The organism is Ruegeria sp. P10 (assembly GCF_056534925.1).
In genome coordinates this window covers 1-12184 of record NZ_JBQERJ010000007.1, presented here as the reverse complement: position 1 = coordinate 12184, position 12184 = coordinate 1, and the positions used below count along the sequence as shown (strand labels likewise).

Sequence of the window (12184 nt, the reverse complement as noted above, 5' to 3'; positions counted from 1 at the left end):
CAAGTTTCTTTCACATGACGCAATTGGATGACTTCGACCGCGCGATCCTGCGGATTCTGCAACAAGACAACAGAACCACGCAGCACAAGATTGGCGAGGCCGTAAATCTGTCCGCACCCTCGGTGCAGCGCCGTATCCGCCGGATGGAGGCCGAGGGCGTGATTCGAGCCAATGTGGCCGTCGTTGACCCGGCGGCCGTAGGTCTTCAACTTACCATCTTCGTTGAACTTGAACTGGTCAGTGAAACCCCGGACGAGATCGATGCCGTCAAGAAAACCCTGCTGAATGCTCCGGAAGTCCAGCAATGCTTTTACGTGACCGGAGAGGTTGATTTCATGGTTGTCGTGGTCGTCGAAAGCATGGCGGTTTACGAAGATTTCACCCGCAGGATGTTCTTTGAAAACGGCAATATTAGAAAGTTCAGAACCTTCGTTTCCATGGATACCATCAAATCCGGCAGTGCTTTGGGGTTCTGACCGGCACATGGTGCAACGACAGGACCGTCCAGACATGTCCGCGCAAGTCTGGACCATTCGGTTGGGTTGACAGGACTGCGAAGGCAAGTCCCGTCACGGGTCTCAACGCAATTTTTCCAACGTGTTTTCAACTACATTCCATTGCGCGGAATGACATGCGCTTTCTCTTCCTCAAAGATCAGCTCCTCCCCTGACCATGCCTTCAGGCGCGAGATCAAATGAAACTCGGTGGCCGTTGCCCGTTGTTGGGAATAGGTCCATATCCTGGCCGACCAGTCCTCACGGTCGAAACCGGCGGTCTGCTCCATCGTGGCAACAGCAGAAAGCGGGTCACCCGGATGGATTGAATATCTTCGATCCGACACGTCGCTGAGCACCGTCCCAATATCGTCCAGGCGGAAATCACCCACCGGCCCGAAGACGCCCCCGTCCAGAAAAAACCTGTGTGTCACCTTGCCATTGGTCAGGTCCGTGTGGACCGAGCGTTCCATCGAGCCCGAGCGCACCTTGGTCTTTCTTGCGGCCTCACCGGAAGCCGATGGTTCCGGCAGCGGGCGGGGTTCGGTTGTGTCAACGCCTGGGTTGCGGATGGGCAAGTGCAAATGAGATTGACCCGGGCGGATTGTAAGTGTCACAGGTTCGGGGGCGGGCCAGAGTACCGGCCAGTAAGCCGAAGCGATCTGCAAAACGATGCGATGACCTGACGGAACCCGATATCCTGTTCCATACATCGAGACGGTAACAGCCATCTCTTCCCCGGGTGTGATCGGCGTGGGTTCTGTATCGCTGATCCGGTGGTTGAGGTTGCAGAATCCCCTGGCAATCAGCGTCTGCGCACCGTTCGGGGCTTCGTCCACCAGCAATACAACGACAAAGCCCTGAGTCTGATCTGCTGACACCTTCAGATCGACCGATGGTTGCCCCAGGATATCAAGTGCGTCTTCAAGTGGCGCCGCTTTGAACTGCAACGCGCCGGCGGCGTCGATCCGGCAATCTGCCGCCATGTCTCCGGGAATGGCGAAAGAGCACATATCACCTGCGGCCGCCCCAAAGCTTTGCGGCGAGCAAATCGCAAGCTCTGCCGCGGAAACGGGGTCTGCCTCAAGCGTCAGATGATTCAGCCACAGGGACGTGTTGGTGATATTCGGTGACGGCCAGCTCGGCTCTTCGACCCAGCGCCCCGTGCGTTCCAGATGCGTTCCGGTCGGCGCTGCGCTGTCTTGAAGGAAAAAACGCAAGGGTGGTTCGTCCATCAACCCTGTGTCTTTTCCCTTCAGCCAGTGATCCCAGAACCGGATGACCTCGCCGACGAAATCAGCCTTGGGGCCGGGCACCCCTTCATGCGGGTAAAGATGCGCCCAGGGCCCCATCAGGATCTTGACCGGTCCGCTGAGGTGTTCGGCAATGCGGAATGGGGTATCGCGGTATAGATCCATCCAGCCGCCGAAAAAGTAGACCGGTATATCCACGTCGGCATAGTTCTCGCAGATCGAACCGCGCCGCCACATCTCGTCATGGGTCTGGTGTTCCAGCCACATGGCCGGCCAGAACGCGGCGCCTTCCAACCGCTCGCGCCACATGTCAAGCCAGCGGTCCGGGCCGACAATCTCTGGGTCTGGTGGCATGGCGTTGTACAGCTGCATGATCGAGCCCCACCAGAAATTGTCGTTGGCTAGACATCCGCCGTAAAAGTGGATGTCCTCGCGCCACCGGTTGTCTGTGCCCATCACCGGTGCGATCGCCTTCAACGCCGCAGGGCGCGTCGCCGCCACTTGGAACGCGTTATATGCGCCCCAGCTTTTGCCGAACATTCCGACGTTCCCATCGCACCAGTCCTGATCGGCGATCCACTGGATGAGGTCGTGACCGTCCTGAATCTCCTGATGCGAATACTCATCTTCGGAAACACCATCACTGTCGCCGTAGCCTCGGATATCAACGCGGATCGACGCGTAACCGGCGGCGGCAAACTGCGGATGCATGCTTTCATCCCGCATGCGTGTCCTGTCCCGGCGGCGATAGGGGATGTATTCCACGATACAGGGCACAGGGGCGTTGTTCGCGCTTTCCGGCAGCCACAGGCGCGCCGCAAGTTTCGTGCCGTCAGGCAGCGGTATCCAAACAGTCTCGATGACCTCAATATTGCTCATGTCCGGTCCTTTTCGTTCGGGCGCATAAGGGGTTTCATGCCGTGCGGGCAATCGGCTGTACGTGTTCAACGCATTCTCAGATGGCGTCACCACCGAAGGCCTAGGCGCAGCGCGTCATAGACTGCCGCGTGTATGTTGCGCGAAGAAACGGCGTCTCCGATCCGGTAAAGATCAAAACCGGCATTCGGGTTCACCTGCGGAAACACGTCACCCGAATTGGCGACAAGAGCGTCGTGATCCACACGGCCACGATTTCGCGAAAGCGGCTTGAGTTGGAAATAGAGATCATCCAGAGGCAAGGTGCCCTGATTGACAATGACCTGATCATACACGCGCTTTTCAACAAGTTTCGAGTAATCCGTTCCAATCGCCGCTTCCAGTTGATTGCCTGAGCGAACCAGCGATTTCAGCGTTCGGGTAACGGTGAACACCGCCCCCGTTTTTTGCAGCGCACGCATATATGGCACCAGATTCATGCCCATGATCTCGGGCGCAAAGCTGCGGTCGCGGGTCATGATCTCAACCCGCGCACCGGACCAGGCGATGACCTCGGCCGCCATCAGGGCCGGGTGGTCGCCCGCATCATCGTAGATCAGGACATTTTCGCCCGGTTGCACGTCTGCCGACAGGATGTCCCAGGCCGAAACCGCCAGATCGTTGCCGGTTTCCAATATTGTCGTCTCGGGCAAGCCTCCGGTTGCAATCACGACCATATCCGGGGCAAAGGTTGTTACGTTCTCCGCCTCTGCAAACGTGTTGAACTGAAACCTGACGTCGCGCGCAGCACATTGCGCCATGCGCCAGTCGATGATCCCGATCATCTCGGCCCGGCGTCGGGATTGCGCGGCCAGACGCACCTGACCTCCGGGTTCAGGGGCCGCTTCCAGAACGGTAACGTCATGCCCGCGCTCTGCCGCGACCCGCGCGGCTTCAAGCCCTCCGGGCCCTGCGCCGACGACGACCGCCCGGCGGCGGGATTTGGCTGCGGGGATCACATGCGGCATCGACAATTCGCGCCCGGTAGCGGGGTTGTGAATGCAAAGGGCTTCACCCGCCTGATAAATTCGGTCCAGGCAGTAGGTTGCACCGACGCAGGGGCGGATGTCATCCTCCTGACCGGCCCGGATCTTGGACACGATCATCGGGTCGGCCATATGCGCGCGGGTCATGCCGACCATATCCAACAACCCCGAGGCCACGGCATGTCGTGCGGTTGCCACATCGGGAATGCGCGATGCATGAAAGGTCGGCATCCCGATTTCGGCTCGTACGCGCCCGGCAAAATCCAGATGAGGCGCACTTTTCATGCCCTGTACCGGGATCACATCCGTCATGGCCGGATCCGTATGAATGCGCCCGCGGATGACGTTCAGGAAATCGACCTGACCGCTGTCGCGCAGCCTTCGGGCGATTTCCAGCCCGTCTTCTTCGGTGATGCCGCCTTTTTCGACTTCATCCGCGGTATAGCGGACGCCAACGATGAAATCCTGCCCGACACGGTTGCGGATTGCATCCAGAACCATGAAGCCAAACCGCAACCGATTGTCGAAACTGCCGCCATAGGGCGCGTCCATCGTATTGGTGAGTGGTGACCAGAACTGATCGATCAGGTGGCCATAGGCTTGCAATTCGATTCCGTCGAGACCCGCGGCCTTCATACGCTCGGCTGCATCGGCGTAGTCGCTTACGATCCGTTCGACATCATGGTCTTCCATCTTCTTGGCAAAGGCCCGGTGGGCCGGTTCACGATAATGCGAAGAAGAGACCGACGGCAGCCAATCGCCCTTGTTCCAACCCGTGCGCCGCCCCAGATGGGTCAACTGGATCATGACCGCGCAACCATGAGCATGGCAGGCATCCGTCAATTCAGCCATCCAGCGCACCACCTCGTCCTTGTAGGCAAGGATGTTGTTGAACACCGGTGGGCTGTCGCGACTGACGGTGGCGGAACCCGCCGTCATGGTCATCGCGACCCCAGCTTTCGCGCGCATCTCATGATAGGCGCGGTAACGCTCTTTCGGCATACCGTCTTCGGGGTAGGCGGGTTCGTGACTGGTCGTCATGATCCTGTTCTTCAGCGTCAGATGCTTCAGCTGATAGGGTTGCAGCAGCACATCGCGGGTCATGACCACCCGTCCTTTGTTGGAACCATTGACGTCAGTCGACCAACTTCGCTGTCCTGCATCGGACATGCAAAAAGCAGTGTTTCGGCAGTGCCGGGTGGCATATGGCGCTCCGATATTGGGGCGAGCGGAGAAGCTCTTGACCGATTGAAAGCAGACTGGGAAACCTCCGTCAAACGCCTTGTGAACCAAGGCCGTCATGTTTTACCGAATACGTTGGCCGAGGTGGGTAAGACAGGAAGGAAAAGGCATCAGTGAAAACGACCTGTCCGCAAGGCGCTGGCAACCGCTTATCCCGTCGCCGCGCACCGGACATAAGCGTGCTGTTAGGCTGAAAACTCCCGCGCGGCAGGCTGGCAATTTTTCGATGATTGAAGGTCTGGGCTGGCGGTTGGCGTCGTTTCGCTCTATCGCCCAACTGGAACATACCTTTCGTGACAGGAGACAGCAGTCGTGACCATCACTCGGATCGAGACCGGCAAGCGCATGAGCCGCATCGTCAAACATAACGGAACCGCCTATCTGTGCGGTCAGGTTTCCGATGCCGCAACCGTTGCCGATCAAACCCGTGACATCCTTGCCAAGATCGAGGACCTTCTGGCCAAGGCTGGCAGCGACAAGACGCGTATCCTGCAATGCGTGATCTGGCTGTCGGACATGGCCGACTTTGCCGAAATGAACGCGGTCTGGGATGCCTGGGTGCCAGAGGGCCACGCCCCGGCCCGCGCCTGCGGCGAGGCGAAACTGGCCCGTGATGTTCTGAAGGTCGAGATGATCGTTACCGCAGCCTGCGATTGATCCGCCCGGCCTTGCGCCGTGTGCTGATTTCAGGCGTGGGCGGGTTTGGGTCTGGGAAACAAGACGTCCTGCCCGCGTTCCTACTGTACCTGAGAATGTACCTTTACCAGAGTTTCCAGAAACAGCTTGGCCACGCGTGTTGGCGCAGGTTGTTTTCTGGCCACGGCCGCGAAACGGGTTCTGTATTTGATCTCTTTGGGCAGAACCTTTTTCATAAGCCCATGTTCGACAAATTCCTGCGCCAGATGATCGGGAAGAAACCCAAGGTAGCGACCTGAAAGTATCAGAATGACAAGGGCTTGTTCGTTCTGCACTTTGGCCGCACGTCGAAACCCCAGTTGTTGACCAACGATGAGGTTCGGAGAGTTCACGTGCAGGCCGGCGTAGTTGAACTTGCGAAGAACACTCAGTTTCAACTCTGGATCCGAGCGGTCAAACAGGGGGTGTTCCTGCCCACAGTACAAATACATGTTTTCCCCGTAGAGCGGCGTGTATTCCAGGCTTGCCGATGGTCTGTGCAAAGCGATGATACCGACATCCAGTTGCCCGCTGATGACCATTGTTTCGATCACGTTGGGGGGTTCCAGCGACAGTTCGATGTGAACCGCCGGTGCGGCCTCATTGAACTTGTGAATGGTGCGGGCAAGTTGGGCTTCCGGGTTGGTCGTACATTGATCGAACAGAGCCACGCGAATGCTGCCGGCCAGTTGTTGTTTGACTTCATTGACCTCGGTTCTGAACTGCGCCACGGAAATAAGCAGGTCTTCTGCCGCGGCCAGCACCTTTTCGCCGTCTTCCGTCAGTGAAAACCCTGCCGGCCCCCGGTTGCACAGCTTTAGGCCAAGCCTCAGTTCCAGGTCAGACAAGTGTTTCGAGATCGTCGATTTACCGATGTTCAGCTCGATCTCGGCGGCCGTGATGCCACCACTTTCCGCGACGGTTTTGAACACGCGCAGCAGACGGATGTCCGTGTCGCCGATCCGGGTATCAAGTTTGTTCTGTCTCATATCGTATGTTTGAAATTTATGAAACCTTTCGCGCAAATATTAACAACGACGAAACCAAGTTGGCAAGTTAGCTTCGTGTCGCCGAGGTAGAATCGGACTGGCCACCTTCTCCCCAGGTCAGCGCGCACCTCGAAACACGACATATGGGAGGAAATCCATGTCATTTATCAAAAAGCTTGGCACTTTCAGCGCAGCCGTTTCCGTTGCCGCACTGATGGTTGCAGGCACGGCCGAGGCGAAGAACTTCAAGATCGCTGTCGGCGACAGCGCGGGCAGCGCACAAGAGGCGCTGGGGCTCGCGTTCGTAAAAGCGCTCGAAGAAAAATCAGGTGGTGAGCACACCGCGACACTGTTCCTCAACGGTCAGCTCGGTTCCGAGCAGGACACTGTGAACGAGGCGGCGATCGGCACGCTGGATATGTCGCTGCTGGCGATCAACAACATCACGCCGTTCTCGCCTTCGGTCGGCGTTTTCACACTGCCTTACGTGATCCTCAGCCTGGAAGATGCCGAAAAACTGACCCAGGGTCCAATCGGTCAGGAACTGGTCGAAAACACCATCCGTGATGCCGGTGTGCGCATCATCGGCTGGACCTATACCGGTTTCCGCCGTCTGACGAACTCGAAGAAGCCGGTCAAATCGGTTGCGGATTTGCAGGACCTGATCATTCGCGTTCCCAAAAACGAAATCATGATCGAAACCTACAAGGCATGGGGCATCAACCCGACCCCGATGGCCTGGTCGGAAACCTTCACCGGCCTGCAGACCAAAGTGGTTGACGGTCAGGACAACCCTTACCTGACGATCAATGCGATGAAGTTCTATGAGGTTCAGAACCACGTCACCAACCTGCGTTACATCTTCTCGATCGAACCACTGATCATCTCGGAAGCCGTGTTCCAGGACCTGTCCGAAGAGGAACAGCAGATGATCCTGGAAGCAGGGCAGGAAGCCACTCAGGTCTCGGCCCAGTTCCTGCGGGACTCGGAAGCAGCCATCAAGGAAGAGCTGACGGCCAAGGGGATGGAAATCATCGACCCCGAGAACGACGAAGCCGAGTTCATTCAACTGGCGACCGAAGCTGTATGGCCGCAATTCTACGAGTCCATTGGTGGTGTCGAGAAACTGAATGCAGTTCTCGAAGCCATCGGCCGCGAGCCGGTCCAGCAATAATCGTCGCACGGCGATACCGGGAAGAGCGCTGCGGCGCTCTTCTCACTTCAGGGAGGAGTGAAACCACATGTTCTGGAAATTTCTGGACAACATAGAAAGTGTCATCTGCCGGATCCTCTTATCCGGCTTCGTCTGCCTTTTGTTCGTGCAGATCATCGCGCGCGAGATCTTCGGCTTTTCGGTCAGCTGGATCGAGGAACTCTCGGTCTACATGTTCGTCTGGTTCGTCTATTTCGGCGCAAGTTACGCCGCTCTGAAAGGTGCGCATAACCGCGTGACATTCCAGTTCAAGTTCCTGCCCGATGGGTCGATCAAATACATCGAAGCCTTCGCCGATCTCTTCTGGCTCTTCTTCAATGTCTACTTCCTGTATCTGGCGACGGATTTTGTCTTCAACAAGATGAACAAGTTCTGGAAATCCCAGACCCTGGGTATCGAGATGAAGTACGTCTACATGGTGCTGCCCATCGCGTTTGCGCTGATGACCGTCCGCATCATTCAGGTGAATTACCGCCGCCTTATCAAGGGCGAGGATATTCACGATCCCGATCAGATCGACCTCGACGAAATCAAAGCTGCGACTGAAGCAGCAAAGAAATCCTAAGGGCAGGGGGATAAACCATGGAATCCGAAATCGTCACAATCCTGTTTGGGTCTTTCCTGTTTCTGCTGCTCATTGGTGCGCCGATCACTGTGGCGCTGGGTGTGGCATCGCTGGTCTCATTCCTTTACCTGGACGAGAACCCGATCAAATTCGTGCAGATCGCCTTTACCTCGGTGGGTGCTTTCCCCCTGATGGCGTTGCCTGCCTTCATTCTTGCCGGGGCCCTGATGGAGGCCGCCGGTATCTCGAAACGCCTGATCAATGTTGCTGAAAGCCTGGCCGGTCCATTCACCGGCGGTATTTCGGCTGCAACGGTCATGGCTTGTCTGTTCTTCGGCGCCATTTCGGGCTCGGGCCCGGCAACAACCGCGGCCGTTGGGATGCTGATGATCCCTGCGATGATCGACCGCGGCTATGAGCGCGGCTATGCCTCGGCGATCACTGCGTCCTCTGGCGGCCTCGGGATTATCATTCCTCCCTCCATCCCGATGGTGATCTTCGGCATTGCCGCGCTCGGCATGGCGCCGCCGCCGGAAGCCGTGGAAAAGTTCGGAACCTTTCAGTCGGTTTCGATCTCGAAACTGTTCATTGCCGGATTCGTCCCGGCCTTCCTGATCGCCACCAGCCTGCTGATCCTGAACTTCTTCATGTCGAAAAAGCGCGGCTACAAGGGCGTTTCCGAAGGTTGGTCGATCCGTCACGTGGGCTGCGAAATGTATCGCGGTTTCTGGTCACTGATGGCGCCGCTGGTGATCCTGGGCGGTATCTATACCGGCTTCTTCACTCCGACCGAGGCGGCAATCGTGGCGATTTTCTACACCCTGTTCGTGGGCGTGGTTATCTACCGCGAACTGACCTGGCAGTCGCTGTTCCAGTCGCTCGAGGCCACCACCTGGCTCACGGGCCGTGTTCTGCTGATCCTGTTCACCGCGACCGTGTTTGGCCGACTGCTGGTGGAAAACCAGATCCCGGCGATCATCGCGGATTCGATGCTCAGCTTCACGGACAACCTCTATGTCATCTGGACGCTGATCATCTTTTTCCTGCTGTTCGTCGGCATGTTCATGGAGACGCTGGCCACCATCCTGATCCTGGTTCCGGTGATGCTGCCGGTGGCTTATTCGGTGGGTATCGATCCGATCCACTTTGGCGTGGTGATGGTCTGCACGCTGGGTATCGGTTTCCAGACTCCACCACTGGGCGAAAACCTGTTCATCGCCTCGGGTATCTCGAACATCACGATCGAACAGATCTCATTGCGTGCGCTGCCTTTTGCGGCCGCCAACACGATTGCGATCTTCATCATCGCCTTCTTCCCTGAACTGTCGCTGTGGCTCCCACGGCTGTTTGGCTACTGATCTGAAAGGATGACGACATGAAACAGATGGTCACAAACATCCTCTTTGCCACTGACCTGTCCGAAAACTCGGGTCACGCCATGCGCCATGCCGCCAGCATCGCGCAGGCCACGGGGGCCGAAATTCACGTGCTGCATGTGAATGAGCCACTGTCGGACGATGCCAAGATCACGATGGAGATCTTCATCCTGAATGAAGAAACCCGCAAGACCGCGATCGAGCGTCGTCACGAGATGGTGCGCAAGGTTCTGGCCGAACGGCAAGCCAAATTCTGGGCGCAGTTCGACGGCGGCGATGGAAAAATTCGCGATCAGATCACCTCGGTCGAAGTCACCGATGGCCACCCGGCCGAAGTGATCCTGCGCCGCTCGGTCGAACTGGGCTGTGATCTGATCGTGCTGGGTGCGCATGATCACGGCTTTTCGCATACGTTTCTGGGCACCGTCGCAAAACGCGTTTTGCGGCGCTCCAAGATACCGACACTGATCGTTCCGAACCCGGACGAAACGTAACAACCCCACTGACAAGGAAGTACAAAATGAGCAAAACTCTGACCGCGCAGGACCTGGCGGACACGTTTGACGCGTTCAACCGCCATGACATCGACGGCGTAATGACCCACTTCGCCGACGACTGCGTGTTCTACACCGTGGCTGGTGACGAGAAATACGGCAACAAGGTTGAAGGTGCCGAAGCCATAGCCGCCGCGTTTTCAGGCGTCTGGGCAGGCATGAAAGACGCCCATTGGGACCATCACAGCCATTTTGTCCACGGTGATCGTGCCGTGTCCGAGTGGACCTTCTCAGGAACCGACGCAAACGGTATGCGGATCGAAGCTGAAGGTGCGGATCTGTTCACCGTTCGTGACGGTAAAATCGTCGTAAAACAGGCGCTTCGAAAGACGCGTCCAATGTTCAAAGCCTGATCCGCCGCCCTGCGCGCAGCCTCGGAGAAAAACAAGAATGGTGGATAACAGCATCCCGCGTCACTGGCCCAAGGCCAGCTATGACCCGAAATATGACCCGATCATAGATGCGGGTCCGGGTCACAATCGCGACCACGCGCCCACATATTGGATTGGAACGGCCGGAACACCTCCGGCCGATGATGGACCTGTGTCCAGCGATATGGATGCGGATGTGGTGGTGATCGGGTCGGGGTATACCGGCCTGTCCACCGCCATTCATCTTGCCAAGGAACACGGCATTCAAGCCGTTGTTTTAGAAGCAAATACAGTCTCTTGGGGCTGCTCCACCCGCAATGGCGGGCAGGCCCAGATCTCATCCGGACGGCTGAAACGGTCGCAATGGATTCAGCGCTGGGGCACGGACGTGGCCAAGCGCATGCATGCCGAGGTCACAGAAGCGTTTCAGCTGTTCAACGATCTGATTGCGTCGGACGATATCGATTGCGACCCGCAGCCAGGCGGCCACTACTACATCGCGCATCGCGACAAGGTCATGCCCTCCCTCAAGAAAGAAAGCAAGCTGCTCAACGACGTGTTCGGCTATGGTTCGCGGATTCTCTCTCGGGAAGAACTTCACGAAAAGCACGTGCGCGATATGGAGGCCGCAGGTGCCATGTGGGAACCTGACGGGACCTGCATCCATGCGGGTAAACTGGCCTTCGGCTACGTCAACATGGCGCGCCGTCTGGGGGTGAAAATTCACACCGGCAGCCCGGTCATGGGATGGCAGACGAAGAACGGCGTGCATCACCTGCGCACACCGGGCGGCATCGTCCGCGCCAAAACGGTGGCCTTGGCAACCGCGGGCTATACTCCGCCGGGTCTGAACACGCGCACAAAGCACCGCCTGATGCCCATCCTGTCCAACTCGATGGTGACACGGCCGCTTACCCAGGCCGAACTGGATGAGTGTGGCATTCAGACCAAATCCCCCCTGACCGACACGCGTACGCTGCGCCACTATTACCGCCTGCTGCCGGACAATCGGATGCAGATCGGCAGCCGCAGCGCGGTGACAGGGCGTGATGCCGAGAACGAAAAACATCTGGAGCTACTGAAAAAGGGTCTCGCCCGAAAGTTCCCGGCGCTGACGGATATCAACCTCGACTACTCGTGGTGGGGCTGGGTCGATGTCAGCCATGATATGATGCCGCGTATCTTCCAGCCGGACCCGCAACAGCGCGTGTTCTACGCGATGGGATACGGTGGCAACGGCGTGATGTACTCGGCTCAGGCCGGGCGTCGTATGGCACAGCTGATCGCGGGTAAGAAAGACAAGGCGTTTGAACTACCGATCTTCACGTCCCCGCTGCCCAGCCACGGCATTCTGACGCCTTTCCGCCGACTGGGACAGCGCATGGCGTATGTCGGCTACTACCTCAAAGACGAAATACTGTAACTCACAGGGGCTTCGGCGCCCTGAAAGGATAAGGAAACACCCTTATGAAAATGACGACGGAAGAGGCCTTTGTTAAGGTTTTGCAGATGCACGGGATTGAGCATGCGTTCGGGATCATTGGATCTGCG

Annotated in this window: 11 protein-coding genes; 8 read left to right on the top strand and 3 right to left on the bottom strand. The window is 57.6% G+C overall.

Annotated elements, in window-relative coordinates; translation table 11 throughout:
- Positions 1–14: 14 nt before the first annotated feature.
- Complete coding sequence (locus ACR0FB_RS12775) at positions 15–476, top strand: Lrp/AsnC family transcriptional regulator (protein WP_171636299.1); 462 nt, start codon at positions 15–17, stop codon at positions 474–476.
- Between the two features lie 131 nt (positions 477–607).
- Here the strand turns inward: ACR0FB_RS12775 and ACR0FB_RS12770 are convergent, their stop codons facing one another.
- Complete coding sequence (locus ACR0FB_RS12770; RefSeq protein WP_480621107.1) at positions 608–2626, bottom strand: CocE/NonD family hydrolase; 2019 nt, start codon at positions 2624–2626, stop codon at positions 608–610.
- An 86-nt stretch (positions 2627–2712) separates the two neighbouring features.
- Positions 2713–4752: an oxidoreductase gene (locus ACR0FB_RS12765; RefSeq protein ID WP_480621109.1), complete on the bottom strand. Its 2040-nt coding sequence runs from the start codon at positions 4750–4752 to the stop codon at positions 2713–2715.
- Positions 4753–5202: 450 nt separating this feature from the next.
- On the opposite strand from ACR0FB_RS12765, the gene ACR0FB_RS12760 reads away from it, so the two are divergent.
- A complete protein-coding gene (locus ACR0FB_RS12760) occupies positions 5203–5547 on the top strand; it encodes a RidA family protein (RefSeq protein ID WP_171117928.1) in 345 nt (114 codons plus the stop codon).
- 80 nt (positions 5548–5627) lie between these two features.
- Here the strand turns inward: ACR0FB_RS12760 and ACR0FB_RS12755 are convergent, their stop codons facing one another.
- Positions 5628–6554 carry a LysR family transcriptional regulator gene (locus ACR0FB_RS12755; protein ID WP_480488880.1) on the bottom strand — a complete coding sequence of 309 codons (927 nt, stop codon included), beginning with the start codon at positions 6552–6554 and terminating at the stop codon, positions 5628–5630.
- Between the two features lie 157 nt (positions 6555–6711).
- Between ACR0FB_RS12755 and ACR0FB_RS12750 the strand changes: the two genes are divergently transcribed.
- The 6 genes from ACR0FB_RS12750 to ACR0FB_RS12725 all read left to right on the top strand — a co-directional run bounded on the left by ACR0FB_RS12750 (position 6712) and on the right by ACR0FB_RS12725 (position 12056).
- Positions 6712–7728, top strand: a complete 1017-nt coding sequence (locus ACR0FB_RS12750; protein WP_171636290.1) for a TRAP transporter substrate-binding protein — start codon at positions 6712–6714, stop codon at positions 7726–7728.
- 67 nt (positions 7729–7795) lie between these two features.
- Complete coding sequence (locus ACR0FB_RS12745) at positions 7796–8332, top strand: TRAP transporter small permease (RefSeq protein ID WP_480488884.1); 537 nt, start codon at positions 7796–7798, stop codon at positions 8330–8332.
- Positions 8333–8349: 17 nt separating this feature from the next.
- Positions 8350–9690: a TRAP transporter large permease gene (locus ACR0FB_RS12740; protein ID WP_171117920.1), complete on the top strand. Its 1341-nt coding sequence runs from the start codon at positions 8350–8352 to the stop codon at positions 9688–9690.
- Positions 9691–9707: 17 nt separating this feature from the next.
- Positions 9708–10202: a universal stress protein gene (locus ACR0FB_RS12735; RefSeq protein ID WP_480621112.1), complete on the top strand. Its 495-nt coding sequence runs from the start codon at positions 9708–9710 to the stop codon at positions 10200–10202.
- A gap of 26 nt (positions 10203–10228) precedes the next feature.
- Entirely contained in the window at positions 10229–10615 is a 387-nt protein-coding gene (locus ACR0FB_RS12730) for a nuclear transport factor 2 family protein (RefSeq protein ID WP_209835032.1), read from the top strand.
- Between the two features lie 37 nt (positions 10616–10652).
- Entirely contained in the window at positions 10653–12056 is a 1404-nt protein-coding gene (locus ACR0FB_RS12725) for an NAD(P)/FAD-dependent oxidoreductase (protein WP_171636284.1), read from the top strand.
- Positions 12057–12184 lie beyond the last annotated feature (128 nt).

What these genes read in the sequence shown, in the direction of transcription:
- ACR0FB_RS12775 (WP_171636299.1), top strand. Translation starts at nt 15, where the DNA reads ATGACGCAATTGGATGACTTCGACCGCGCGATCCTGCGGATTCTGCAA.
- ACR0FB_RS12770 (WP_480621107.1), bottom strand. Translation starts at nt 2,626, where the DNA reads ATGAGCAATATTGAGGTCATCGAGACTGTTTGGATACCGCTGCCTGAC.
- ACR0FB_RS12765 (WP_480621109.1), bottom strand. Translation starts at nt 4,752, where the DNA reads ATGACCCGCGATGTGCTGCTGCAACCCTATCAGCTGAAGCATCTGACG.
- ACR0FB_RS12755 (WP_480488880.1), bottom strand. Translation starts at nt 6,554, where the DNA reads ATGAGACAGAACAAACTTGATACCCGGATCGGCGACACGGACATCCGT.
- ACR0FB_RS12750 (WP_171636290.1), top strand. Translation starts at nt 6,712, where the DNA reads ATGTCATTTATCAAAAAGCTTGGCACTTTCAGCGCAGCCGTTTCCGTT.
- ACR0FB_RS12745 (WP_480488884.1), top strand. Translation starts at nt 7,796, where the DNA reads ATGTTCTGGAAATTTCTGGACAACATAGAAAGTGTCATCTGCCGGATC.
- ACR0FB_RS12740 (WP_171117920.1), top strand. Translation starts at nt 8,350, where the DNA reads ATGGAATCCGAAATCGTCACAATCCTGTTTGGGTCTTTCCTGTTTCTG.
- ACR0FB_RS12735 (WP_480621112.1), top strand. Translation starts at nt 9,708, where the DNA reads ATGAAACAGATGGTCACAAACATCCTCTTTGCCACTGACCTGTCCGAA.
- ACR0FB_RS12730 (WP_209835032.1), top strand. Translation starts at nt 10,229, where the DNA reads ATGAGCAAAACTCTGACCGCGCAGGACCTGGCGGACACGTTTGACGCG.
- ACR0FB_RS12725 (WP_171636284.1), top strand. Translation starts at nt 10,653, where the DNA reads ATGGTGGATAACAGCATCCCGCGTCACTGGCCCAAGGCCAGCTATGAC.